This window comes from Cellulomonas sp. Root137 (assembly GCF_001426725.1).
Taxonomy (GTDB): Bacteria; Actinomycetota; Actinomycetes; order Actinomycetales; family Cellulomonadaceae; genus Cellulomonas.
Genome location: NZ_LMFG01000001.1, coordinates 2,337,203 through 2,361,615, shown reverse-complemented (window position 1 = coordinate 2,361,615; position 24,413 = coordinate 2,337,203). Strand labels below are relative to the sequence as shown.

At 71.8% G+C, this 24,413-nt stretch carries 25 protein-coding genes; 11 read left to right on the top strand and 14 right to left on the bottom strand.

What is annotated here, in order from left to right; genetic code table 11:
• Positions 1-94: 94 nt before the first annotated feature.
• The gene (locus tag ASD18_RS11140; protein WP_056090643.1) at positions 95-736 is read left to right on the top strand and encodes a hypothetical protein; all 642 of its coding nucleotides are present in this window, start codon (positions 95-97) and stop codon (positions 734-736) included.
• Between the two features lie 17 nt (positions 737-753).
• Here the strand turns inward: ASD18_RS11140 and ASD18_RS11135 are convergent, their stop codons facing one another.
• Positions 754-1,701 carry an ROK family glucokinase gene (locus tag ASD18_RS11135; protein WP_056090641.1) on the bottom strand — a complete coding sequence of 316 codons (948 nt, stop codon included), beginning with the start codon at positions 1,699-1,701 and terminating at the stop codon, positions 754-756.
• A gap of 211 nt (positions 1,702-1,912) precedes the next feature.
• Between ASD18_RS11135 and ASD18_RS11130 the strand changes: the two genes are divergently transcribed.
• Entirely contained in the window at positions 1,913-3,727 is a 1,815-nt protein-coding gene (locus ASD18_RS11130) for a long-chain fatty acid--CoA ligase (protein WP_056090638.1), read from the top strand.
• A 4-nt stretch (positions 3,728-3,731) separates the two neighbouring features.
• Here ASD18_RS11130 and ASD18_RS11125 read toward each other — a convergent pair whose 3' ends face one another.
• From ASD18_RS11125 to ASD18_RS11110, 4 genes are all read right to left on the bottom strand, one after another.
• Positions 3,732-3,950 (bottom strand): hypothetical protein, encoded by a 219-nt coding sequence (locus ASD18_RS11125; RefSeq protein ID WP_056090634.1) that lies wholly within the window; start codon positions 3,948-3,950, stop codon positions 3,732-3,734.
• Between the two features lie 36 nt (positions 3,951-3,986).
• Positions 3,987-5,273, bottom strand: a complete 1,287-nt coding sequence (locus ASD18_RS11120) for an NYN domain-containing protein (protein ID WP_056092082.1) — start codon at positions 5,271-5,273, stop codon at positions 3,987-3,989.
• A 95-nt stretch (positions 5,274-5,368) separates the two neighbouring features.
• On the bottom strand, positions 5,369-6,865 hold the full coding sequence (locus ASD18_RS11115; protein ID WP_056090631.1) for a S1 family peptidase: 1,497 nt from the start codon (positions 6,863-6,865) through the stop codon (positions 5,369-5,371).
• Positions 6,866-6,941: 76 nt separating this feature from the next.
• On the bottom strand, positions 6,942-7,910 hold the full coding sequence (locus tag ASD18_RS11110; protein ID WP_056090628.1) for a LysR family transcriptional regulator: 969 nt from the start codon (positions 7,908-7,910) through the stop codon (positions 6,942-6,944).
• Positions 7,911-8,018: 108 nt separating this feature from the next.
• Between ASD18_RS11110 and ASD18_RS11105 the strand changes: the two genes are divergently transcribed.
• Positions 8,019-9,932 (top strand): DEDD exonuclease domain-containing protein, encoded by a 1,914-nt coding sequence (locus tag ASD18_RS11105; RefSeq protein ID WP_082573778.1) that lies wholly within the window; start codon positions 8,019-8,021, stop codon positions 9,930-9,932.
• Between the two features lie 8 nt (positions 9,933-9,940).
• Complete coding sequence (locus ASD18_RS11100; protein ID WP_056090625.1) at positions 9,941-10,222, top strand: Lrp/AsnC family transcriptional regulator; 282 nt, start codon at positions 9,941-9,943, stop codon at positions 10,220-10,222.
• A gap of 20 nt (positions 10,223-10,242) precedes the next feature.
• On the opposite strand, the gene trpD is transcribed toward ASD18_RS11100, so the two are convergent.
• Both trpD and ASD18_RS11090 read right to left on the bottom strand, forming a co-directional pair.
• Complete coding sequence (gene trpD, locus ASD18_RS11095) at positions 10,243-11,292, bottom strand: anthranilate phosphoribosyltransferase (protein WP_056090623.1); 1,050 nt, start codon at positions 11,290-11,292, stop codon at positions 10,243-10,245.
• Positions 11,289-11,714, bottom strand: coding sequence for a response regulator transcription factor (locus tag ASD18_RS11090; RefSeq protein ID WP_056090620.1), 426 nt, complete (start codon positions 11,712-11,714; stop codon positions 11,289-11,291). The genes trpD and ASD18_RS11090 overlap by 4 nt, the downstream gene beginning before the upstream one ends.
• Before the next feature lie 289 nt (positions 11,715-12,003).
• Here ASD18_RS11090 and ASD18_RS11085 point away from each other — a divergent pair, with 289 nt between their 5' ends.
• The 5 genes from ASD18_RS11085 (at position 12,004) to ASD18_RS11065 (ending at position 17,022) form a co-directional block, all read left to right on the top strand.
• Entirely contained in the window at positions 12,004-12,651 is a 648-nt protein-coding gene (locus tag ASD18_RS11085; protein ID WP_082573776.1) for a heme-copper oxidase subunit III, read from the top strand.
• Between the two features lie 69 nt (positions 12,652-12,720).
• A complete protein-coding gene (locus ASD18_RS11080) occupies positions 12,721-13,506 on the top strand; it encodes a c-type cytochrome (RefSeq protein ID WP_056090617.1) in 786 nt (261 codons plus the stop codon).
• The gene (locus ASD18_RS11075) at positions 13,503-14,540 is read left to right on the top strand and encodes a ubiquinol-cytochrome c reductase iron-sulfur subunit (RefSeq protein ID WP_056090614.1); all 1,038 of its coding nucleotides are present in this window, start codon (positions 13,503-13,505) and stop codon (positions 14,538-14,540) included. Before ASD18_RS11080 ends, ASD18_RS11075 begins: the two co-directional genes overlap by 4 nt.
• Positions 14,537-16,273, top strand: coding sequence for a cytochrome bc complex cytochrome b subunit (locus tag ASD18_RS11070; protein WP_056090611.1), 1,737 nt, complete (start codon positions 14,537-14,539; stop codon positions 16,271-16,273). Before ASD18_RS11075 ends, ASD18_RS11070 begins: the two co-directional genes overlap by 4 nt.
• A gap of 122 nt (positions 16,274-16,395) precedes the next feature.
• Positions 16,396-17,022, top strand: a complete 627-nt coding sequence (locus ASD18_RS11065; RefSeq protein WP_056090608.1) for a superoxide dismutase — start codon at positions 16,396-16,398, stop codon at positions 17,020-17,022.
• 54 nt (positions 17,023-17,076) lie between these two features.
• Here ASD18_RS11065 and ASD18_RS11060 read toward each other — a convergent pair whose 3' ends face one another.
• The 5 genes from ASD18_RS11060 to coxB form a co-directional block, all read right to left on the bottom strand.
• The gene (locus ASD18_RS11060) at positions 17,077-17,469 is read right to left on the bottom strand and encodes an META domain-containing protein (protein ID WP_056090605.1); all 393 of its coding nucleotides are present in this window, start codon (positions 17,467-17,469) and stop codon (positions 17,077-17,079) included.
• On the bottom strand, positions 17,466-17,852 hold the full coding sequence (locus ASD18_RS11055) for an META domain-containing protein (RefSeq protein WP_082573774.1): 387 nt from the start codon (positions 17,850-17,852) through the stop codon (positions 17,466-17,468). The genes ASD18_RS11060 and ASD18_RS11055 overlap by 4 nt, the downstream gene beginning before the upstream one ends.
• A 71-nt stretch (positions 17,853-17,923) precedes the next feature.
• Positions 17,924-18,322 carry a cytochrome c oxidase subunit 4 gene (locus ASD18_RS11050; protein WP_056090599.1) on the bottom strand — a complete coding sequence of 133 codons (399 nt, stop codon included), beginning with the start codon at positions 18,320-18,322 and terminating at the stop codon, positions 17,924-17,926.
• The gene (ctaD, locus tag ASD18_RS11045; protein WP_056090596.1) at positions 18,319-20,127 is read right to left on the bottom strand and encodes a cytochrome c oxidase subunit I; all 1,809 of its coding nucleotides are present in this window, start codon (positions 20,125-20,127) and stop codon (positions 18,319-18,321) included. The genes ASD18_RS11050 and ctaD overlap by 4 nt, the downstream gene beginning before the upstream one ends.
• Positions 20,127-21,008: a cytochrome c oxidase subunit II gene (coxB, locus tag ASD18_RS11040; RefSeq protein ID WP_056090593.1), complete on the bottom strand. Its 882-nt coding sequence runs from the start codon at positions 21,006-21,008 to the stop codon at positions 20,127-20,129. The genes ctaD and coxB overlap by 1 nt, the downstream gene beginning before the upstream one ends.
• Before the next feature lie 299 nt (positions 21,009-21,307).
• Between coxB and ASD18_RS11035 the strand changes: the two genes are divergently transcribed.
• Positions 21,308-22,450, top strand: coding sequence for a cysteine desulfurase family protein (locus ASD18_RS11035; RefSeq protein WP_056092076.1), 1,143 nt, complete (start codon positions 21,308-21,310; stop codon positions 22,448-22,450).
• A complete protein-coding gene (locus ASD18_RS11030) occupies positions 22,450-22,668 on the top strand; it encodes a sulfurtransferase TusA family protein (RefSeq protein WP_082573980.1) in 219 nt (72 codons plus the stop codon). The genes ASD18_RS11035 and ASD18_RS11030 overlap by 1 nt, the downstream gene beginning before the upstream one ends.
• A 48-nt stretch (positions 22,669-22,716) precedes the next feature.
• On the opposite strand, the gene erpA is transcribed toward ASD18_RS11030, so the two are convergent.
• The gene (gene erpA, locus ASD18_RS11025; protein ID WP_056090589.1) at positions 22,717-23,079 is read right to left on the bottom strand and encodes an iron-sulfur cluster insertion protein ErpA; all 363 of its coding nucleotides are present in this window, start codon (positions 23,077-23,079) and stop codon (positions 22,717-22,719) included.
• Between the two features lie 112 nt (positions 23,080-23,191).
• Positions 23,192-24,382: a glycerate kinase gene (locus ASD18_RS11020; RefSeq protein WP_056090586.1), complete on the bottom strand. Its 1,191-nt coding sequence runs from the start codon at positions 24,380-24,382 to the stop codon at positions 23,192-23,194.
• Positions 24,383-24,413: the final 31 nt, after the last annotated feature.

The window sequence follows — 24,413 nt, the reverse complement described above, 5'->3', positions numbered from 1 at the left end:
CCGAGCCCTGCGCTCGCCCCCGACGACTCCCTGCGGAAGCCCGGGGCCGAGCACCTGCCACCCCGACTGCCCGGTCCGACTCTAGAGTGCTCCTATGGCACCTCGCCCCGACGACCCCGACGAGGGGGTCCAGCCGACGGGCGCCGACGAACCGCCGGCCGCCGGTCTGCCTGCCGGCCCGCCCGACGGGCCGCCCGATCATGCCGCACCGCCGCCGCTGTCGGACGAGGAGGTGTGGGCCGCGATCGTGGCCGACCTCGGTGAGCTCGACGGGTTCGACGAGGCCCAGGATCCCCCCGCTGCTCCGACGGCCCCGCCGAGCGGGACGACCGCCGAGCCCGCCACGGGCCTCTCGTTCCCGGTCGCACCCTGGGTGGCCGACCGACGCGTCGTGCGGCCCGCCCAGGAGCCGACGCGAGAGCCGGAGCTGTCCGGGCGCGACTGGGACGGGACCTCGCAGATCGACGACGCCGAGAGCGCCGTCGACGCCGAGGAGCACTTCGTGCCGCCCGATCCCGGGCCGGTCCTCGGGGGTGACCCGCTGCTCACGATGGCCTGGTTCGCCGCCGCGGGCGTGCCGGTCTTCCTGCTGGTGGTCCTGGTGGCGTGGCGCGACGCACCGCCCGCGCTCGTGCAGGCGGCGGCCGCCCTCTTCGTCGTGGGGGTCGGCGTGCTCCTGTGGCGGATGCCGCACCGTCGTGACCCGGGCGACGACGACACCGGTGCGGTGGTCTGACCGGGACGCACCGGTCCTCAGAGGCGTGCGAGGTCGGCCGCGCCGACCATCCCCGCGTCGTTGCCCATCGACGCGACGACGATCTTCGCCTCGGGCCGGTGCCCGCGCCCGGACAGCTGCTCCGCGAAGCCCTTGCGGGCGGGAGCGAGGAGCAGGTCTCCCGCGTCCGCCACTCCTCCGCCGACGACGATCAGCGCCGGGTCGAGCAGCGCCGTCGCCGACGCCGCGCCCTCGCCCACCCAGCGTCCGAGCTCCGCGAGCAGCTCGACAGCCAGGGGGTCGCCCTCCTGCGCGGCCTGCGTGACCTGCGGCCCGTTGAGCTTCTCGACGTCGCCGCCGGCCAGCTCCAGGAGCCGCTTCGCACGGTCGGGCTCGATGATCACGGTGGCCTGCGCGTCGCGCACCAGCGCGCTGCCCGAGGCGTACTGCTCCCAGCAGCCCTCGTGGCCGCAGCCGCAGTAGTGGCCACCGGGCACCACGCGCATGTGCCCGATCTCCGCGGCGACACCCCACGCCCCGCGCACGAGCTGGCCGTTGGACACGATGGCGCCGCCGAGGCCGGTGCCGACGGTGAGCATCAGCATGTCGTCGACGTCGCGGCCCGCACCGAACCGGAACTCGGCCCAGCCGGCCGCGTTGGCGTCGTTCTCCACGACGACCAGCACGTCGTCGTCCTGCAGGATCGCCTGGACCTTCTGTCGCAGCGGGTAGTCGCGCCACGCGATGTTCGGGGCGAACAGGACGGACGACCGGTCGGCCGAGACGAACCCGGCTGCGGCGACGCCCATGGCGCTGACCTCGTAGGAGCCGCTCAGCTCGAGGTAGACCTCGGCGATCGCCTTGTCGATCCCCGCGACGTCGTCGGGCGACGTCTCCCGGCGCGTCTGCGCGAGGATCGTGCCGTCGTCGTCGACGACACCCGCCGCGATCTTGGTCCCGCCGATGTCCACACCGATGGCGTGCATGTTCGTGTGTGCTCCTACGCGCTCGTACCGTGCTCGCTACCGTGCGGTGCGGGCTTCCACGCTATCCGCCTGCGCGGCCCCCGGCCCACGTGCCCGGACGACCCCGCGACCAGGCCCGCCGCAGAGCGTACCCATTCGGCTGCTGCCCACAGGGCGACCGAAGTCCCGTATCCTCAGGGCCACACTTCGCCCCTCTGTCACTGGAGCCAGCATGGACGAGTTCCACATCCCTTTGCGCGTCGAGGTCGATCCCTCGAAGAACCTCAACGACCTGCTCGCCGCGCGCGTCGCGAGCACGCCCGACGGCGTCCTCGTCGAGCACAAGACGCACGAGGGCGGGCCGTGGATCCCGCTGACCTCGCGGGAGTTCGACGCGGAGATCGTCGCGGTGGCCAAGGGTCTCGTGGCGCGCGGCGTGCAGCCCGGCGACCGCGTCGGCATCATGTCGCGCACGCGGTACGAGTGGTCGCTGATCGACTGGGCCGTCTGGGCCGCGGGCGCGGTGCCGGTCCCCCTGTACGAGACGTCGTCGGCCGAGCAGGTCCTGTGGATCCTCACCGACGCCGACGTCTCGCTGCTCGTGGTCGAGACCGCCGCGCACGCCGCGGTCGTCGACGAGGTCCGCGCCGAGGCGCACACCCTGCGCGAGGTCCTGATCCTCGACGACGGCGCGATCGACACCATCGTGACCAGCGGCGCGAGCACGACCGACGACGAGATCACCCGTCGCCGTGGCCTCGCGGTCCTCGACGACCTCGCCACCATAATCTACACGTCGGGCACGACGGGCCGGCCGAAGGGCGTCGAGCTCACGCACGGCAACTTCTACCTGCTCACCGTCAACGCGGTCGAGGACATCAACGAGGTCTTCGCCGAGCCCGGCGCGCGCACGCTGCTCTTCATGCCGCTCGCGCACGTGTTCGCCCGGTTCATCGAGGTGCTCTGCATCCCCGCCGGCGCCGTCCTGGGCCACAGCCCGAGCACGGTGACCCTGATCGACGACCTCGGCTCGTTCAAGCCGACCTTCATCCTCGCGGTCCCCCGGGTGTTCGAGAAGGTCTACAACTCGGCCGAGCAAAAGGCCGCCGCGGGCGGCAAGGGATCGATCTTCCAGCGGGCCGCGAAGACGTCGATCGTCTACTCGCGCGCGCTCGACAACCCGCGCGGCCCGAGCCTGTGGCTGCGCCTCCAGCACAAGGTCGCGGACGTGCTCGTCCTGCACCGTCTGCGCAACGCGCTGGGCGGCAACGCGCGGTGGGCCGTCTCGGGCGGTGCCCCGCTCGGCGAGCGGCTCGGCCACTTCTACCGTGGCCTCGGCCTGAACGTGCTCGAGGGCTACGGCCTGACCGAGACCACCGCCCCCGCGACGGTGAACCGGCCGGGCCGGGGCACCAAGATCGGCACCGTCGGCCTCCCCCTGCCGGGCAGCGGCGTCCGCATCGCCGCGGACGGCGAGGTCGAGCTGCAGGGCATCCAGGTGTTCCGGGGCTACCACAACAACGAGGCCGCGACCGCGGAGGCCATGCACGACGGCTGGTTCCGCACCGGCGACCTGGGCTCGCTGGACGACGAGGGCTACCTGCGGATCACCGGTCGCAAGAAGGAGATCATCGTCACGGCCGGCGGCAAGAACGTGGCCCCCGCGGTGCTCGAGGACCGCATCCGTGCGCACCCGCTCATCAGCCAGGTGGTCGTGGTCGGTGACCAGCGCCCCTTCATTGGTGCGCTCATCACCCTCGACCCCGAGGGCGTCCCCGGCTGGCTGTCCGCGCACGGCAAGCCGGCCATGACGCTCGCCGAGGCCGCCAAGGACGCGGACGTCCTGGCGTCGCTGGACAAGGCGGTCGAGAAGGCGAACAAGGCGGTGTCCCGGGCGGAGTCGGTGCGCAAGTACCGGATCCTCGAGTCGGACCTCACCATCGCCAACGGCTACCTGACGCCGAAGCTGAGCATCCGTCGCAACGAGGTGCTCAAGGACTACGCAGGCGAGATCGACGCGCTCTACGAGGGCCCGGCGGGAGACTGACGGCTCACACCGCGCGCACCAGCCGCAGGGGCGGGACGAGTCCCGACGCCGCGAGCACGCCGATGGCGTGCTGCTCCGCGGCATCGAGCTCGACCGCCCCTGCGGCGTTCGCGGCGGGCACCGCCTCGGGCGCCGTGGTGCGCACCGGGATGGTCAGGAACGTCACGACGCAGTCCGCGCACGCGGCCCCGCGCTCGGTGCAGGTGTCGCAGTCGATGATCATGCCGGGGACGCTAGCGACGACCACCGACACCAGCCGTCAGAGGCGCTGCAGGCGCGCGACAAGCGTGCTGGACGGCACCACCCACGCTCCGGCGGCCTCGACGTCGCGCACGACCTCCTGGTCGCTGGTCACGACGACGAGCACCCGTCCCGGCGGCTCGGCGTGCACGAGGCGTCGGATCAGGTCGTCGGCGATCTCCCCCACCGCGAAGAGCACCCGGACGCCACGCGCGTAGCCGCCCGGCGGGTGCTGCTGCCCCTCCTGACCGTCGAAGCAGCACGTGACCTCGGCGCCGGTCCGCGCGGCGACCTGGGCGAGCCCGTCCACCAGCCGACGCCTCTGGTCCGCGAGCGACAGCTCCCCGAACCCGGACTTCGACACGTTGTACCCGTCCACCATCAGGTGCGCCCACGGCTGACGCAGCAGCTCGTCCAGCAACGCCGGGTCCTCCACCGACCGCCCGCGCGAGCCCGGCCGCACCACGGTGCGCTCCGTGGGCGGACTGACCAGGTCGGCCGGCAGGTCCGCGACCGGCGGCAGCGCCAGCTCGGACCGCAGCCCGCTCGCGGCGTCGACGATCGTGTCGAGGAGCAGGCGCACGCGCACGTCGGCGAGCTTGCGGGCCGCCCGCAGCTCCGCACGTGCGGCCGTGCGCTCGGCCTGCGCCGACCGTCGCTCCTCGACCGCCTGCCGGAGGTCGTCCGCGGCACGTGCCTGCGCGAGCTCGCCCGCGTCGCGCGACGCGCGTGCCTCCTCGGCCGCACGGCGCTCCTCGCTGCGCGCGCGGTCGGCGTCCGACCGCAGCCGTCGCAGCTCGCGCTGCAGAGCGCCGAGCTGCTCCTCGGCGGCACGCGCCTCGTCCCGCGCTGCCGTGGCGTCCGCCCGGACCCGCTCGACCTCAGCCTGCGCACGCGCGAGCCGGGCCTGCGCCTCCGCGCTCACGGCGCCGACCTCCGCCTCCTCCGGCGGGAGCACCTCGCGCCAGCCCGACCCGAGGAGCCAGGCCCCGACCGCGGCCTGCACCGACGGCGTCGGCGGCTCCGGGGCGTCCGCGGCCACCTGGGCGGCCAGCTCGGGGTTGGCCTGCGCCCACACGCGCGCCACCCGCGCCCGGTACGCGTCGTCCTGCAGGGCGTTCCAGAGCGGCCCCGCGCCTGCGGTCGCTCGCCGGCGTGGGGCGAACCGGTGGACGGCGCGCAGCGACGGGGGGACCTCGACGGGCTCCGTCGTCCCCAGCACGTCGGCGGCCACCTGCACCAGCGCGGTCCGCAACGTCGCCGGTACCTCCGTGGCGTCGTCGCCCGTCCCGCCGTCGCCGCTCATGACCAGCACCTTAGGTGGCACCGGGCTGTCGACGACGGAACGTGGCCCGGCGGCCACCCTGTCAGGGTGACCGCCGGCCAGGGTGCTCGACGACGTCAGGGGATCGAGACCCCCAGGACGTACGCGCCGGAACCGGAGTACGCGTCGACGACGTACCGGTAGGTGCCGGCCGTGCCGGAGTAGGTGAACGCCTCGTTGGGCGACGACGTCGTCCCCCGGGCGACCGTCGACCACGCGGTCCCGCTCCGCTTCTGCAGGTAGAGGTCGAAGTCCGCGCTGCTCGGACCGGCGAGGCACAGCCGGAAGGTGCCGCTGCGCGTCACGCTCACCGAGCCACCCGAGGGCTGGGCCACGGCCGAGCCGGAGGAGAGGGTGCCCTGGTAGCTGGCCGCGTAGCCGGAGCACGACGTCGTCGGGGGCGGGGTGGTGCCACCTCCCCCGGTGGTCAGCGTGAGCCCGTAGGCGGACAGGATCTCGTTCACCGGCTGGAAGTACGTGGTGCCGCCGGACGAGCAGTTCCCGGACCCGCCGGACGTCACGCCCTGCGCCTGGTTGCCGGCGATGAGGGAGCCGCCGGAGTCGCCGGGCTCGGCGCACACGTTGGTGCGGATGAGCCCGCTGACCGTGCCCTCGGCGTAGGTCACGCTCGCGCCGCGCGACTGGATCGTCCCGCAGTGCCAGCCGGTGGTCGATCCCGACCGGCAGACGGAGGCGCCGACCGCCGCGTCGGTGGACCCGGCGACGGAGACTCGGCTGCCGTTGTACTGGTTGACCGCACCGATCGGTGTGTTGCCGGCTGCGGCGCCGATCCACGAGTAGTCGTTGCCCGGGAAGCTGGAGCCCCGGAACGTGCCGGTCGGCGTCGCCGTCGTCGCCCCCGTCCGACCGCAGTGGCCCGCGGAGACGAACCCGCCGGTGACGGAGAAGCCGACCGAGCAGCGGCTCGTCCCACCGATCGTGTAGGCGTTGCCGCCGACGATGTCGATGAAGGTCCTCGGTGCCTCGGTGGTCGGCTGGAACGTCACCGAGTCCGCCGGCACCCCCGCGCGCTCGACGAGCTGGCGCGCCGCGGTCTCCCCGCCGGCGCGCACCGACACGACGACCGAGTTGGTCGTGACGTCGACGTACCAGCTCGGCACGGCCGCGGCGGCCTCGGCGGTCGTCGCGTCGAGCGAGGCCTGCCACTGCTCGAGGTCGGCGAGCGTGTGGTCGACGACGACGGCCTGCGCGCCGGCCGCCTGCACGGTCGAGGCGGCGCCTCCGTCGGCGACACCGACGTACAGGACGTTCTTCGTCGGGTCGATCCAGGCGCCGGCGAACGTGGCGCCCAGTCGCGCCTTGAGGACGCGCTGCTTCCCGGCGGCGTCCGCCTGGAACGTGAGCCGCTTGGCGGCGGCGGACGGGCTGAGCCCGAGGTCGCGCTCGAGCGCCTTCTGGATCGCGGGGTCGACCTTCTGCTGGATGCCGAGCTCCTGCGGGCTCGTGGATCCGGGGTCGGATGGTGCGGCAGTCGATCCGACCGCCAGCGGTCCGGCGAGGAGCACACCGGCCGCACAGGCCGTCACCGCTGCCCTCCAGGTGTGTCGCGTCATGTCCGTCGTCCCTCCGTCGTCACATCGGCCGGTAGGCCGTCAGTCACACTAGGCGTGACGCGAGTCGAAGAACAGATCACTCGGTGGGCATAGCACCGCGGTTATGCCCTCCGGCGGCCAACCAGTCGAGGAATCGCGGGCTGCTGCGGCTCACGGCCTCGGCGTGGGCGCGGTCGGCTGCCTCGACGATGCCGTCGACCGGCAACGCCGCTGCCTCGTCGTGCCACCCCACGTGGTGCGCCCACTGCAGTGGCACGCCCGCCAGCGGGACCACGCAGACACCGGGGGTGTCGGGGAACGTCGGCTGCACCAGCGCGACGCCGTGACCCGCCCGGACCAGGTCGACGCACGCCGCCCGGTCGGCCTCGCTCACCTTGCCGGGCGTGAACCCGGCCCGCGCGCAGGCGGTGACGAAGCAGCGCTGGAAGCACCCGGCGCCGGAGACCCCCAGCCAGTCCGCGTCTGCGAGGTCGGTGAGCGAGACGACCGCCCGGGTCGCCAGCGGATGGTCGTCCGGGACGAGCACGAACACCGGGTCGGTGCTCACCCGCCACCACCGGACACCACCGGCGGTCGGCGGGGAGGCGTTCCCGCACATGCCGACCAGGGCGATGTCGAGCGTCCGCGCGGCCAGCTGCGCCGAGACACCGTCGACGTCCGGCAGCGTGACGCTGGTGACCTCGGCGTGCAGGCCGGACACCAGGCGGTTGACGAACAGGCCGCCCAACGCCGTGGCCGCGGTGCCCACCCGCACGGACCGCGCCTGCTCGTCGCGGCCCGCCACGATCCGGTGCGCGTCGTCGACGAGTGCGGACATCGCGGGGAGGAGCACCTTGGCGCGGCCGAGCACGAACTCTCCGAGCGCGGTCGGCCGTGCACCTCGCTGGTCACGCGTGAACACCGGCGCTCCGAACGTCCTGTCGATCCGGTTGAGCTGGGCGGTGAGGGCGGGTTGGGTGAGTCCGAGGGCCGCGGCCGCGCGGGTCACCGAGCCCTGTTCGGCGACGGTGACGATCAGGCGGAGGTGGCGCAGCTCGAGCTCCATCCGGCGAAACTATCGACCCACCACCGTCGTGGGGAGACATGTGGCCAGGTCGCGACGCACCGGGGCAGGAGCCGGGTCGTGTCGGTGGCCGTGGGTAGCGTCCCAGCCATGTCGTCCGTCCGCCGCCTGCGCCCCGTCTGGGCGGACGCCACCCCGGACCCGGCGGCCCGTCCGGTGCAGCAGACCCTGGATGACCTGGGCACCCCGCTGTCGGACGTCACGTTCGTCGTCGTGGACCTCGAGACCACGGGCGGCACACCCGCGGACTGCGCCATCACGGAGATCGGCGCGGTCAAGGTGCGCGGCGGCGAGGTGATCGGGGAGTTCCAGACGCTGGTGGACCCCGGCGGTCCCGTGCCGGCCTTCATCCAGGTGCTCACGGGCATCACCACGACGATGCTCATCGGGGCGCCGCCCATCGAGGAGGTGCTGCCCAGCTTCCTCGAGTTCTCGCGCGGGTCCGTGCTGGTCGCGCACAACGCCCCGTTCGACATCGGCTTCCTCAAGGCCGCCGCCGCCCGGACCGGTCACGCCTGGCCGGGCAACAAGGTCGTGGACACCGTCCGCCTCGCGCGTCGGGTGGTCACGCGTGACGAGGCCCCGAACCACAAGCTGTCCACCCTCGCCTACCTGTTCCACGCCACGGTCACGCCCAACCACCGCGCGCTCTCCGACGCCCGGGCGACGGTCGACGTGCTGCACGCGCTGCTGGCGCGCCTGGCCCCCCTGGGCATCACCCACCTCGAGGACCTCGCCACGGCCACGGACCCGGTGCCCGAGGACGTGCGACGCAAGCGCACCCTGGCGGACGGGCTGCCGGACGGGCCGGGGGTCTACCTGTTCCGGGGGCCCGGCGACGAGGTCCTCTACGTCGGCACGTCCACGACGTCGCTCCGCCAGCGCGTCCGGTCCTACTTCACGTCGGCGGAGAAGCGCAGCCGCATGATCGAGATGGTCCGCGTCGCGCAGCGCGTCGACCCGATCCCGTGCGCGACGCCCTTGGAGGCGCGCGTCCGCGAGCTCCGCCTCATCGCCGCCCACTCCCCCCGGTACAACCGCCGGTCCCGGTTCCCCGAGCGCATGCCGTGGGTCCGCCTCACCTCCGAGCCCTACCCGCGCCTGTCGGTGGTGCGAGAGGTCAAGGACGGCGACGGCGCGACGTACATCGGACCGTTCTCCTCCGCCTCGACGGCCCAGCTGGCCGTCGAGGCCCTCCACGAGACGTTCCCCATCCGCCAGTGCACCCGCAAGCTCCCCCTGGTGGCCCCACCCGGTTCCTCGGCGTGCGTGCTCGTCGAGATGGGCAAGTGCGGAGCCCCGTGCACCGGTCACCAGGGACCCGCCGGCTATGCGGAGGTCGTCGACCGCGTCCGGCACGCGATGGTCGCCGACGCCGCACCCGTGGTCGAGGCGCACGCCGACCGGATCGCCTGGCTGGTGGCGCAGGAGCGGTTCGAGGAGGCCGCGACCGTCCGGGACCGCCTCGGGGGCTTCCTGCGCGGCGCGTCGCGTGCGCAGCGGTTCGCACCGCTCGCCGCCTGCGCCGAGCTGGTGGCCGCCCGACGTGCCGACGACGGCGGGTGGGAGCTCGTGCTCGTGCGGTTCGGACGTCTCGCGGGGACCGCGCGGGTGGACCGGCGCACCGACCCGCGCCCCGCCATCGCCACCCTCCAGGCCACCGGCGAGCAGGTCGAGCCGGCCGTGGCCCCCGCCACCGCGGCGCACCCGGAGGAGACCGACCTGATCCTCGCCTGGCTCGAGAAGCCCGGGGTCCGCCTCGTCGCGGTCGACGTGCCGTGGGCCTGTCCCGTGCGGTCGGCCGAGGCGCTGGGCGACGCCGCGACCGCCGTCGCGACGCTGGTCAGGCCCCGACTCGCCCCCGAGGCGGGTGGTCGGGTGCTCCACCTGCCGGGGGCGGACGCGGAGCGCGAGCTCGACGTCGCGGAGGCGCGGCCGGTGACGCTGGAGCTCGACGACGCGCGGGTCATTCCGTTCAGCATCCACCCGCCCCGCACGGCATGATGACGAGCATGCTGACCGCCATCGTGCTCATCGACTCGGACGCCGCGAGGATCCCGGAGGTCGCCGCCGCGATCGCCGAGCTCCCCGGAGTCAGCGAGGTCTACTCCGTGACCGGAGAGGTCGACCTCATCGCCATGGTGCGTGTGCGCGAGCACGACGACCTCGCCGACGTCATCGCGGACAAGGTGAGCAAGATCGAGGGCGTCATCCGCACGCAGACGTACATCGCGTTCCGCACGTACTCGCAGCACGACCTCGAGCAGGCGTTCGCCCTCGGGCTCGAGGACTGACCCGGAGCTCGGAGACCAGCTCAGCGGGCGCTGGCCGCCCGCCAGCGCGCCAGGACGTCCGCCGCGGCCCCGCTGTCCAGCGACTCCCGCGCGTGCCCGCTCGCGGCGACCAGCCGCTCCACGAGCGTCCCGCCGGCGGTGCCCGGCAGCGTGCCGTCGGCCACGAGCGCCGCGGCCGTGTTCAGCACGACGGTCTCGCGCACCGGGCCGGTCTCCCCGGCGAGCAGCCTCCGCGCGACGTCGGCGTTGTAGTCGGCCTTCGCTCCGCGCAACGAGTCGAGCGCGATGCGCGGCACGCCGAGCTCGGCCTCCCAGTCGATGACGGACTCCGTCACGTCGCCGCCGCGGACCTCCCACAGTCGCGTGGGACCGGTCGGGGCGATCTCGTCGAGGCCGTCCTCCCCGCGGAACACCAACGCGCTGACCCCGCGCTGGGCGAGCACTCCGGCCATCAGCGGAGCCATCCGCGCGTCCGCCACGCCGATCGCCGCGGATCCGGGCTGCGCCGGGTTGGTGAGCGGGCCGAGGAAGTTGAACGCCGTGCCGACCCCGAGCTCGGTGCGCGCGGCCGCGGTGTGCCGGAACGACGGGTGGAACACCTGCGCGAAGCAGAACGTGATCCCCACCTCGGTGGCGAGCTCGGCGACGCGCGCGGGTGGGTGGTCGAGCCGGATGCCGAGCTCCTCGAGCACATCGGCCGACCCGGACGACGACGACGCGGCCCGGTTGCCGTGCTTGACCACGGTGAGGCCGGCGCCCGCGATGACGAGGGCCGACATCGTCGAGATGTTCACGGTGTGCGATCGGTCGCCGCCCGTGCCGACGATGTCCAGCGTGCGCCCGGGGACCTCGATCCGGACGGCGTGCGCCAGCATCGTGTCGGCCAGGCCCGTGAGCTCGTCGACCGACTCGCCCTTGGTCTTGAGGCCGATGAGGAACGCGGCGACCTTGGGGGTCGAGGCCGCGCCGCTCATGATCTCGGACATCGCCCAGGAGGTCTGGTCGATCGTGAGGTCCCGCCGGGCCGTGAGGGTCGCGAACAGGTCCGGCCAGGTGGGGGTCTCCGTCATCGGGTGACGGCCTGCGCCTCGACGATCGCCGCCACCGCGCCGTGCAGCTCGACCGGGTCGAGCGGCCGGCTGACGACCGCGTCGGCGTTCGACCAGGACGCGAGCCACGCGTCCTGCGGGCGACCGGTGAGCACGAGGGTCGGCGGGCACCGGAAGATCTCGTCCTTGAGCTGCCGCGCCAGGCCGAGGCCGCCCACCTTGTCCGCCTCGCCGTCCAGGATCAGCAGGTCCAGCCCGCCCGACTCCGTCTGCGCGATGACGGCGGCCGCGGTGGCCACCTCGACCCACTCGATGTCGGGAGCCCCGCGACGCAGCCGCCGACCGACGGCGAGCCGTACCTGCGCGCGGGCGTCGACGTCGTCGCTGTACAGGAGGATCCGCGGGCCGGTGGTGGCTGCGTTGTCGGGCTGCGCCGTGCTCATGGAAGTCCCTCACTCGTCGTCGACGTGCGTCCGTCCGGAATTCTGGCACGGGTGGTCCCGGCTCGGTGGTCAGGCCCGCCACAGCACCTCCGGACGCATAGCACGGGGGCCACGACGCGCCGCGCGTCCGGACGGGTCGCGGGCGCCGCGCACGGCCGTCGACGCCTACCAGATCCGCGTGATCTCCGGCCGCGGGCTCGCTCGCGAACGTGCGGATCCTGACGGTGTGACATTTACCTGTGGCCACGCTGAGGGCCTAACGTCCCATGCGGGGGCGTCATCAGCCATAATGGCGATCGTGTCGACCGCAACGGCTGCCCCGCGCACCAGCCCCCACGTGAGCGTCAACCGACCGAACCCCGTGTCGGTAGGGACGATCGTCTGGCTGGCCAGCGAGCTCATGTTCTTCGCCGGCCTCTTCGCCATGTACTTCACGCTGCGTGGCGCAGCGCCGGAGGCCTGGGCGGAGAACACCCCGAAGCTCAACATCACCTTCGCCGCGATCAACACGACGGTGCTGGTCCTGTCGTCGGTGACGTGCCAGATGGGTGTGTGGGCCGCAGAGCGGTTCCAGCCCGTGCGCACCGGCTCCCTGCTCCAGGTGAACCGCTGGGGCATGAACGAGTGGATGGCCCTGACCTACCTCATGGGCGCCTTCTTCATCGGTGGCCAGATCTACGAGTACGCCGAGCTGGTGCACGAGGGGCTGACCATCGCGTCGAGCCCGTACGGATCTGTCTTCTACCTGACGACCGGGTTCCACGGTCTGCACGTCGTCGGCGGACTGCTCGCCTTCCTCTTCCTGCTCGGTCGCTCGTTCAGCGCCAAGCGGTTCGGCCACCACGAGGCCACCTCCGCGATCGTCACGTCGTACTACTGGCACTTCGTCGACGTCGTGTGGATCGCGCTCTTCGCGGTGATCTACCTCCTGAAGTAGCCGGCGTCGGGCTCACCGGCCCGTCGCCCCCAGACCCCCATCCCCCATGTGCGAGACGAGGATCGATCCGTGAAGGCACTCGCAGCCCGCAGGCAGGATCGGCGTGCGCCGATCGTGCTGCTCCTGCTGGCGCTGCTGCTCACCGGTGGCCTGTACGCGGTGCTGGCACCGACGTCGGCCGATGCCGCGCCTGTGAAGGCGAGCACCAACGACATCGACACCGGCGAGAAGCTGTTCCAGGCCAACTGCGCCACCTGCCACGGACCGGCTGCGTCCGGCACGGCGAGCGGCCCGTCCCTCATCGGGGTGGGCGCCGCGGCGGTCGACTTCCAGGTCGGCACCGGTCGTATGCCCATGCAGATGAACGGCCCGCAGGCCCAGGTCAAGCCCGTGCAGTTCGACCAGGAGCAGATCAACCAGCTCGCCGCGTTCGTCGCGTCGCTGGGTGCCGGTCCCGCCATCCCCACCGCGGAGCAGGTCGACCCGGCCCTCGGTGACGTCGCCAACGGCATGCTGATCTTCCGCACCAACTGCGCCATGTGCCACAACGCCGTGGGTGCGGGCGGCGCGCTCTCGCAGGGCAAGTTCGCACCGAACCTCTGGGCGACCACGCCCACCCACCTGTACGAGGCCATGCTGACCGGCCCGCAGTCGATGCCCGTGTTCAACGACGCGAACATCACCCCCGAGGAGAAGCGCGACATCATCGCGTTCATCGACCAGCAGGGCGGCACCTCCCCCGGCGGGCTCGACCTCGGCGCCCTCGGACCGGTGAGCGAGGGCCTCTGGGCCTGGGTCGTCGGCATGGGCCTGCTCATCGGCGCAGCAGTCTGGATCGGAGCGAAGTCCTCGTGAGCAACCACGACACAGGCCACGAGGCCGGCAACGAGCTCGTCACGCACGCGCCCGGTGCGCTGCCCGACAAGTTCGAGAACCCGGGTCACCCGGAGCACCACGACCGCCTGGGCGACAACGACCCGAAGGCGAACAAGAAGGCGGAGCGCCAGGTCGTGGTGCTCTTCGCCGTCTCCGTGCTCGCCACGCTCGGCTTCCTGGTCGCGTACTTCACGCTCCCTCCGGGCGAGACGCCGGAGTCGATGCTGCGCTCCAACCTGGCCCTCGGGCTCGGACTCGCCCTGTCGCTGCTGGGCATCGGCCTCGCCGCCGTCCACTGGGCCAAGGCGCTCATGAACGACCACGAGAAGTCCGAGGAGCGGCACGTCCAGCGCAGCTCCGACGAGAACCGCGCCGGCGCGGTCGCCGCCCTGAAGGACGGTGCGGAGGACTCGGCCATCGGTCGGCGCGGCGTGCTGCAGGGCGCCATGATCTCGGCCCTCGCACTGTTCCCGCTGGCGATCATCGTGCCCATCGTCGGCAACGTCGGTGGTGACTGGAACGTCTCGAAGTTCCGGCACACGATGTGGAAGAAGGGCACCAAGCTCGCGACGGACCCGACCGGCCGGCCCATCAAGGCCGCGGACGTGACCATCGGCTCGGTGTTCCACGTCATCCCGGAGGACCTCGACGAGGCGGAGCACCCTCTCGACGAGAAGGCCAAGGCCGTCGTCCTGCTGGTCCGGCTCGACCCGGCCGACCTGAACGAGGCCGAGGACCGCAAGGGCTGGTCGTACGACGGGATCGTCGCCTACTCCAAGATCTGCACCCACGTGGGTTGTCCGGTCGCGCTGTACGAGCAGCAGACCCACCACCTCCTGTGCCCGTGCCACCAGTCGACGTTCGACGTGGCCAACGGCGCCCGGGTCGTGTTCGGACCGGCGAAGCGGCCCCTGCCGCAGCTGCCGATCACCGTCGATGACGAGGGCTACCTGATCGCCCAGAGCGACTTCACGGAGCCCGTCGGCCCGAGCTACTGGGAGCGTCTCAAGTGACGACCACAGCCACCCCGACCCCCGTCGAGAAGCTCGCCGCGGGCACTGCCGACTACCTGGACCAGCGCACCGGCATCGGGACGTTCGTCAAGACGTTCGCGCGCAAGGTCTTCCCCGACCACTGGTCGTTCCTGCTCGGCGAGATCGCGCTGTTCAGCTTCATCACGATCCTGATCTCCGGTGTCTTCCTCACGCTCTTCTTCGTGCCCAGCATGAACGAGGTGCACTACGAGGGTCCGTGGGCCGCCATGAACGGCGTCGAGATGTCCGAGGCGTTCGCCTCGACGCTCCGGCTCTCGTTCGAGGTGCGCGGTGGCCTGCTCATGCGGCAGATCCACCACTGGGCCGCCCTGATCTTCATGGCCGCGATCGTCACGCACATGATGCGCGTGTTCTTCACCGGCGCGTTCCGCAAGCCGCGCGAGGTCAACTGGGTGGTCGGCTTCCTGCTGCTCATCCTCGGCCTGGCCGCCGGCTTCTCGGGCTACTCGCTCCCGGACGACGTCCTGTCCGGCAACGGCCTGCGCATCACCGACGGCGTGGTCCGGTCCATCCCGATCATCGGCAGCTACACGTCGTACTTCCTGTTCGGCGGCGAGTTCCCCGGCACCGACCTGATCCCGCGCCTGTTCACGGTGCACATCCTGCTGGTGCCCGGCATCATCCTGGCGCTCATCGGGCTGCACCTGTTCTTCGTCGTGCTGCACAAGCACACGCAGTACCCGGGCTCCGGCCGGTCGGACAAGAACGTCGTCGGCTACCCGCTGTTCCCCATCTACGTGGCGAAGGCCGGCGGTTACTTCTTCACCGTCTTCGGCGTCATCGCGCTCATGGCGGCGACGATGTCGATCAACCCCGTCTGGAACTACGGCCCGTACGACCCGTCACCGGTGTCCGCGGGAGCCCAACCGGACTGGTACATGCTGTTCCTCGAGGGATCGCTGCGCCTGATGCCAGGGTTCACCGAGTTCGTCGTGCTCGGGTACACGGTCTCGCTCAACGTGCTCATCCCGGCCATGGTCGTGCCCGGCATCCTGTTCACGCTGCTGGCGGCGTACCCGTTCATCGAGGCGTTCGCGACCGGCGACAAGCGCGAGCACCACGTGCTCGACCGCCCGCGCAACCGCCCGTTCCGGACTGCGTTCGGCGTCTCGCTGCTGACCGCGTTCTTCATCCTCGTGCTGGCCGGGTCCAACGACCTGATCGCCACGCACTTCCACCTGTCGATCAACGACATCACCTGGGTGTTCCGCGTGCTGATCTTCGTCGGCCCGTGGTTCGCGTTCTGGGTGACCAAGCGGATCTGCCTCGGCCTGCAGCGCAAGGACCGCGAGCTCGTCCTGCACGGTCACGAGACCGGCCGGATCGTGCGGTTCGCCAACGGTGAGTACATCGAGGTGCACAAGCCGCTGGACGCCCACGAGCGCTGGCTGCGGGTGCAGCACGACGCCATCCGTCCGCTGGAGATCGAGCCGGCGGAGGACTCCCGCGGCGTGCGGCGCAAGGGCTACGCCCTCGACCGGATGCGTCAGCGCCTGTCGCAGACGTTCTACGAGGACCGCATCGAGCCCGTCACGCCCACCGAGCTGGCCGCGTCGCACTCGCACGGCGAGCACGATGCCGTGGGTCCGGCCGACGAGCACGCACCGGCAGCCCTGACCGGCGCGGTCGGTGGCGGGCAGCACCTGGTGGATCCGCAGGATGAGACGACGCCCGACGGGCGGAATCGCTGATCCTGAGCAAGAGTTGACCGTGGAGTCGGGCGGCTCGCCGTAACGGCGGGCCGCCCGTTCCTCTGTACAGAGCGGACCGCGGCACGCGGTCCCAGACCGACGCAGGAGAGGTGTACTCACGCATGGCTGACTACTCGCTTCCGGATCTGCCTTACGACTACGCGGCACTCGAGCCGCACATCTCGGGCCGGATCATGGAGCTGCACCATGACAAGCACCACGCCGCGTACGTGACCGGCGCCAACACCGCGCTCGAGAAGCTCGCCGCCGCTCGCGCGGCCGACGACTTCGCCGCCGTGAACCTGCACGAGAAGAACCTCGCGTTCAACCTCGGCGGGCACGTCAACCACTCCGTGTTCTGGCAGAACCTCTCCCCGGACGGCGGCGACAAGCCCACCGGCGAGCTGGGCGCCGCGGTCGACGAGTTCTTCGGCTCGTTCGAGGCGTTCCAGAAGCACTTCGCCGCCAACGCCCTCGGCATCCAGGGCTCCGGCTGGTCGATCCTCGCGTGGGACTCGATCGGCCAGAAGCTCGTGATCGTGCAGCTGTACGACCAGCAGAGCAACATCGCGCTGGGCCTGGTCCCCGTCGTCGTCCTCGACATGTGGGAGCACGCGTTCTACCTCGACTACGTCAACGTCAAGGCGGACTACGTCAAGGCGTGGTGGAACATCGTGAACTGGGCCGACGCCGCGGCGCGCTTCGACCGCGCGCGCACCCAGACCGCGGGGCTCATCGTTCCCGTCTGACGTCCTGCAGCAACGGATGAGGGCCGCCCCGTCCTGGGGCGGCCCTCAGCCGTGTCAGGAGTTCGGCTGGAGCGTCCCCAGCTCGACGCCGTTCTCGTCGAAGAAGACCAGGTTCTCCCCCTCGAGCGTGGCCTTCACGGCCAGGGACAGCCACGTGTCGACGCTCGGGCACGCCATGCGCGTGGTCGCCCACTCGCCGAACGCCACCTGGGTCCCGTTCTGCTCCCACGCGCCGGTCATCCGGTTGCACCCGTCGGTCCCGGTCGCCGTGCCGTCCGCCGCGAGGTCCAGCGACGCGATCCCCTCGGTGTCCTGCGTGCCCCACAGCCCGCCGAGGTCCTCGACCGGCGCGCTGGCACCCGAGGTGTCCGCGCATGCCGTCAGCGCCGCACCCAGGAGCGTCACCAGCACGAGCGAGCGCATCGCCCGGACCCGAGGTCCGATCATGTGGATCTCTCCAGCGTCCCGATCTCCGTGTCGTCGGCCCCCAGGACCGTCAGCTCGTCACCGGAGACCGTCGCCGACTCGGCGCCGGAGAGCCAGGTGTCGACGTCCTCGCAGGCCATCATCGTGGCCCCCAGCTCGCCGAAGTCCACCTCGGACCCGTCGACCTCCCACGAGCCCGTGAGCTGGTTGCAGCCGTCGCTCCCGCTCAGGGCGCCGTCCTCGGCGAGCTCCAGATAGACGCGTGGCTCTGAGCCGGACTCGACCCACTCCCCCGTGACGTCCTCGGTGGAGAGCTCGCTGCCGGAGCCGGCGCTGCTCGCGCAGCCGGCCAGCAGGGCCAGGAGCACCACGGACATACCCGCCGACGTTCGCGAATGCCTCATACCGCCGACGCTAGCGCAGCAGACGCCAGAAAGGCCCCCACCGACGGCGAGGGCCTGTCCGGACGTGCAGGTCAGTGCGCGTGCTGGCCGCGGGAGAACTCGAACACCCAGCCGACCAGGCCGATGACGCCGAGCGCGATGCCGATGTACGAGAGCCACCAGCCCACGGCGAGACCGGCGAAGGTGATCGCGCCGGAGACACCGAGCACGAACGGCCACCAGCTCCACGGGCTGAACACGCCCTGGTCGCCGGCACCCTGCTCGATCTCGCCGAGCGGGTCGTCCTCGGGGCGGTCGTCGATCCGGCGGGACAGGAGCGCGAAGTAGGCGCCGATCATGCCCACGAGGCCGCCGACCAGCGGGATGCCCACGGTGCCCACCGGCTCGCCCTTGCTCCACGCGGCGTAGATCAGCCCGACGGGGACGAAGAACAGGACCCCGTAGAGGAAGAGCTTGGTCTCGAGCTTCATCGGGTGCCCTCCTCGTCGGTGCGCGACCGGTCGTCGACGATGGTCGCGGAGGACTGCTCCTGCTCACCCTTGTCGTTCACCACGCGGTCGGTTGCGACCTCGCTCTCGCCACGCCGGTCGGCCTCCCAGTCCAGCGGGCCGGGATTCGGCTCCACGTGGTCCATGGCGGCGACCTCGGGGTGGTGCAGGTCGAAGGCGGGGCGCTCGGAGCGGATGCGCGGCAGCGACGTGAAGTTGTGCCGCGGCGGCGGGCAGCTGGTGGCCCACTCGAGCGAGGCGCCGTACCCCCACGGGTCGTCGACGGTGACCAGCGGGGCGTTGCGCCACGTCGTGTACACGTTCCACAGGAACGGCAGCGTCGAGGCGGCGAGGATGACCGCGCCGACCGTCGACAGCTGGTTCATCCACGTGAAGCCGTCGTCGGGCGAGTAGTCCGCGTACCGGCGCGGCATGCCCTTGACGCCCAGCCAGTGCTGGATGAGGAACGTCGTGTGGAAGCCGATGAACAGCATCCAGAAGTGGATCTTGCCCAGCTTCTCGTCGAGCATCCGGCCCGTCATCTTGGGCCACCAGAAGTAGAAGCCCGCGAACATCGCGAACACCACGGTGCCGAACACGACGTAGTGGAAGTGCGCGACCACGAAGTAGGAGTCCGACAGCGAGAAGTCGAGTGCCGGGCTGGACAGGATGACACCGGTCAGGCCACCGAAGAGGAACGTGACGAGGAAGCCGATGGTCCAGAGCATCGGCGTCTCGAACGTGAGCTTGCCGCGCCACATCGTGCCGATCCAGTTGAAGAACTTCACACCGGTCGGCACCGCGATGAGCATCGTCATGAAGGCGAAGAACGGCAGCAGCACCGAGCCGGTGACGTACATGTGGTGAGCCCACACGGTCACGGACAGGGCGGCGATCGCGATCGTCGCGTAGACCAGACCCTTGTAGCCGAAGATCGGCTTGCGACTGAACACCGGCAGGATCTCGGTGACGATGCCGAAGAACGGCAGCGCGATGATGTAGACCTCGGGGTGCCCGAAGAACCAGAACAGGTGCTGCCAGAGGATCGCCCCACCGTTCTCGGGGTTGAACACCTGCGCACCGAGGCGGCGGTCGGCGCCGAGGGCGAACAGTGCGGCGGCGAGCGGCGGGAACGCCATGAGCACCAGGAGCGACGTCACCAGGGTGTTCCAGGTGAAGATCGGCATCCGGAACATGGTCATGCCGGGCGCGCGCATGGTGACGATCGTGGTGATGAAGTTGACGGCCCCGAGGATGGTGCCGAAGCCGGCGAACGCGAGGCCGAAGACCCAGAGGTCACCGCCGAGCCCCGGCGAGTACACGGTGTTCGACAGCGGTGCGTACGCGAACCACCCGAACGAGGCCGCGCCCTGCGGCGTGAAGAACCCGGCGCCGGCGATCGTGCCGCCGAAGAAGAACATCCAGTACGCGAGCATGTTGAGCCGCGGGAACGCGACGTCGGGCGCACCGATCTGCAGGGGCATGATCACGTTGGCGAAGCCCGCGAACAGGGGCGTCGCGAACAGCAGCAGCATGATCGTGCCGTGCATGGTGAACGCCTGGTTGTACTGCTCGCGCGACTGGAAGATGTCCATGCCGGGCGCGAACAGCTCGGCGCGGATGAGCAGCGCCAGGATGCCGCCGATCGCGAACCAGACGAACGACGTGATCAGGTACAGGTACCCGATGGTCTTGTGGTCGGTCGAGGTGATCCACTTGATCACCGTGCGTCCGAGAGTCTGGCGCGAGGGCGCCAGGCCGGGGATGTGCTCCGCGACGGCGGCCATCAGTTCTCGCCTTCCTTCGGAGCGCTGTCCAGGTCCTGCTGGCGGCTGTACTCGAGACCGAGCGAGCCTTCCTGACCCTTGTCCTTGAGCTCCTCGATGTGCGCGTCGTACTCCTCGCGCGTCACGACCTTCACGTTGAACAGCATCGACGAGTGGTACTCGCCGCAGAGCTCGGCGCACTTGCCCAGGTACGTGCCCTCCTCGGTGGGGGTGACCTGGAACGTGTTCGTCTTGCCCGGGATCATGTCCATCTTGAACAGGAACGCGGGGACCCAGAACGAGTGGATGACGTCGCGGGAGTCGAGGGTGAACTCGACCCGCTCGTCGACCGGGAGGTACAGGGTGACCTGGTCCTCGAGCACGCCGGTGCCGGCGGAGCCGACGTCCTGCGCGTGCTGACCGGTGTCGTACGCGTCGTCGTCGAGGTAGTTGAGGTCCCAGCTCCACTGCTTGCCGATCACCTGCACGTGCACGTCCGCCTCGGCGGAGGTGTCGACGATCGCGGTGGTGTCGCGGTTGGTGTAGTAGAAGAGCACCCCGACCATGATGATCGGCAGGATCACGTACATGACCTCGAGGGGCACGTGGTACCGCAGCTGCACGGGGAGGGTGTCGTCACCCTTGCGCTTCCGGTAGACCGCGACGCACCAGAGCATCAGGCCCCAGGTGATGAGGCCGACGATCAGGGCGGCGATCCACGACCCGACCCACAGGTTGGCGATGCGGCCTGTCTGGTCGGTGATCTCGGCGTCGGAGCTGCCAGGGAGCCAGCCGCGCTGCACCTCGGCGGAGCATCCGCTGAGGACGACGGCGGCGACGCCAAGCAGGCCGGCCAGCAACAGGGCTGGTCGCCGCGTGCGACGGGGGGTGTCCGGGTGCAACGGGGGACCTCTCACTCGCGTCCCGTCGACACCCTTGTGCACTGCAGAAGGGCGCCACCCGGGACCTTCGTCCTCGACCCGTGCAGCCTAGCGCGCCGACCACATCCTTTCGTGCTGACGACACCCGTTGACGACACGGTGTCAGCACCATCACACCGCGCGACCTCCACAGCGTCCGACGGTCGCCTGCGTCCCGGAAGCCGGTCGTCCCGCGCCTGGTCACGCCTCCGCGGGGTTACGGTGCCCCCGTGAGCAGCCGGCGCGACCTCGAGCCCGACACGTCCGCGGGAACGGGCGCTGTGACGCACGCCACTGCCCGGCGGGCCGTCCTCGACGCCGGCGGCCGGGCGCCGCTGCTGCCGGAGGCCCGGACCGCGTTCCTCGAGGCCCTGGACCAGGGCTGGGCCGACCCGCGGCGGCTGCACGCCGAGGGCCGACGCGCACGGATGCTGCTCGACGGCGCGCGGGAGGCGATCGCCTCCGTGGTCGGTGCACGGACCGAGGAGGTCGACCTCGCTCCCTCGCACACGGCCGCGCTGCACGGAGCCGTCCGAGCGGTGGCCCGCGGTCGGCGCCGTACCGGGACGCAGGTCGTCGTCGGCGCGGTCGAGCGGGCCGCCGTGCTGAACGCGGCGGACTTCGTCGGTGACCGGGTGACGGTCGGCGTGGACCGCGACGGCCGGGTCGACGCCGACGCGTTCACCGCCGCGCTCGGGCAGCCGGGGGTCGCGCTCGCCGCGCTGCAGCACGCGAATGGTGAGGTGGGCACCGTCCAGCCCGTCGACGCCGTGCACGCCGCCGCGCGCGCCGCCGGGGTGCCCCTCCTCGTCGATGTGGGCGCGAGCCTCGGTCACGCCGAGGTCGGAGCCACCTGGGACCTGCTCGCCGCCGACGCGGGCGACTGGGGCGGTCCGGGAGGGCTCGGCGTGCTGGTGACCCGCTCGGGCGTCCGGCGCTCCCCCGACTGGCCCGAGGACGAGGACCGCTGGTTCCCCGGCGGCGTGAGCGTGCCCGCAGCCCTCGCGGCCGCGGTCGCGCTGCAGGTGGCCGTCTCGACGCGGTCGACGGACGACGACTCCCGACGCCGGCTCGTCGAGACGATCCGGACGCGCGTGGCCGCCGAGGTCCCCGACGTCGAGGTCGTCGGGCACCCGGTGGAGCGACTCCCCCACGTCGTCACGTTCTCGTGCCTGTACGTCGAGGGCGAGGCGCTGCTGACCGCGCTCGACTCCCGGGGGTTCGCGGTCGGGTCCGGGTCCGCCTGCACGTCGAGCGCCCTCGAGCCGAGCCACGTGCTCGCGGCGATGGGGGCCCTGACGCACGGCAACATCCGGCTGGCGCTCCCCCGTGGCACGCAGGAGCAGGACGTCGAGCGCTTCCTCGCCGAGCTGCCGGGGATCGTCGCCGGCGTGCGGGAGGCCTGGGGGGTCGGCGGCCTGTGATCACCGTGGACGCCCGCGGGCTGCGCTGCCCGGCGCCCGTGATCAGGCTGGCCCGTGCGGCGGCCGATGCCCCACCGGGTACCGAGCTCACCGTGCTCGCCACCGACCCCGCCGCGGTGCACGACGTCCCGGCGTGGGCGCGGATGCGCGGTCACGCGATGGTCGGCGCGACCGAGCAGGACGGCGTCCACGCGCTGACCGTGCGGACGCACGCATGACGAAGGCCCGGTCCCCCTGGGGGAGCCGGGCCTTCCTCGTCGCTCAGATCAGCTGAACGAGCCGCCGCACGCGCAGGCGCTGCCGGCGTTCGGGTTGTCGATCGTGAAGCCCTGCTTCTCGATCGAGTCGGCGAAGTCGATCGTCGCGCCCTCGAGGTAGGGGACGCTCATGCGGTCGACGACGACCTCGACACCGTCGTAGTCCTTGACGACGTCGCCGTCGAGGACCCGCTCGTCGAAGTACAGCTGGTAGATCAGGCCGGAGCAGCCACCGGGCTGGACGGCGACACGGAGACGGAGGTCGTCGCGGCCTTCCTGCTCGAGGAGGCTGCGGACCTTCGAGGCGGCGAAGTCGGTGAGGAGGACGCCGTGCGTCTCGGTCGCGGTCTCGGTCGCGGTGGTCTCGCTCATGGTCTCTCCTGGGTGCTCGCTGGACAGCACTTCTGTTGCGTCAACCTCTGGCAACAGAGCGGGCCCCGAGGTTGTTCCCCTCCAGGGTACGACCCCGACGACGACATCCCGCTCAACGTGACCAGGTTCTCGCCACGCGGGCGGCGCGGGCCGCGAGGGACTCCGCGGGCGCGGCCAGCGCAGCGGCAACCTGCTCGGGGCTCTCACCGACCGCGTAGGCGGCGGTGATCCCCGCGGCCGACAGCTCGCGGCGGCCGACCAGCACCTCCCCGGCGACGACGACGGTCGGGACCGCGTGGGCCAGCGCACGCGACGCCACCTCGGACGCGACCTTCCCGTGCAGGGACTGCCAGTCGAAGCGGCCCTCGCCGGTGACGACGACGTCGTGGTCGGCGATGAGTGCGTCGAGCCCCACGGCATCGGCCACGAAGACCGATCCGGGCACCAGCCGCGCGCCGAGCAGCGCCAGCCCGAACCCGAGCCCGCCCGCGGCCCCGGCGCCCGGCCCCGCGGTCAGTCGCGAGGTGGCCGACGTGGTGCGCGCCCCGGCGAGCAGGTCGGGGCGGACCGCGTCCCCCAGGGCCGCCGTCGCGGCATGGGCGAAGTGCCCGAGCGCACGCTCCAGGTCCTGCGCCTGCTCCGGCGTCGCACCCTTCTGCGGCGCGAAGCCGGCGCTCGCGCCGTGCAGGCCCAGCAGCGGGACGTCCACGTCCGTCGCGACCACGAGCTCGACCTCCCGCAGCCGGTCCCGCAGGTCGCGCAGCCCGGCCAGGTCGTGCGGCGTGACCGACCCGAGCGACCCGCCGCCGGAGTCCAGCAGGTCGCCGGGCCCGTCGAGGCCGAGCGCCCGGGCGAGCCCGACCAGGGCGCCCGCTCCCCCGTCGTTCGTCGCGGAGCCGCCGAGCCCGACGACGATGCGACGAGCCCCCGAGTCCAGAGCGGCCGCCACCAGCTCCCCGGCGCCGCGGCTCGACGTGCGCGTCGGGTCACGCAGCTCGGCCGGCACCAGCGGCAGACCGATCGCCTGCGCCGACTCGACGTAGGCCGTCGTCCCCACCCGCAGGAACACCGCCGGCACGGGCACTCCGACGGGCGACGTCACGGTCACCGCGACGAGCTCACCGCCGAGGGAGGCGTGCAGGACGGCGACGAACCCCGGGCCGCCGTCCGACAGCGGGCACTCGGTGACCTCGTCCTGCGGCGCCGTGGATCGCCAGGCCCCGGCGATGGCCCGGGCCGCCTCGTCGGCCGTGAGGCTCGAGCCGAAGCTGTCGGGGGCGATGAGGACGCGCACGCCGTGCATCGTGGCACGGCGGCCGAGCGCGAATGCACAG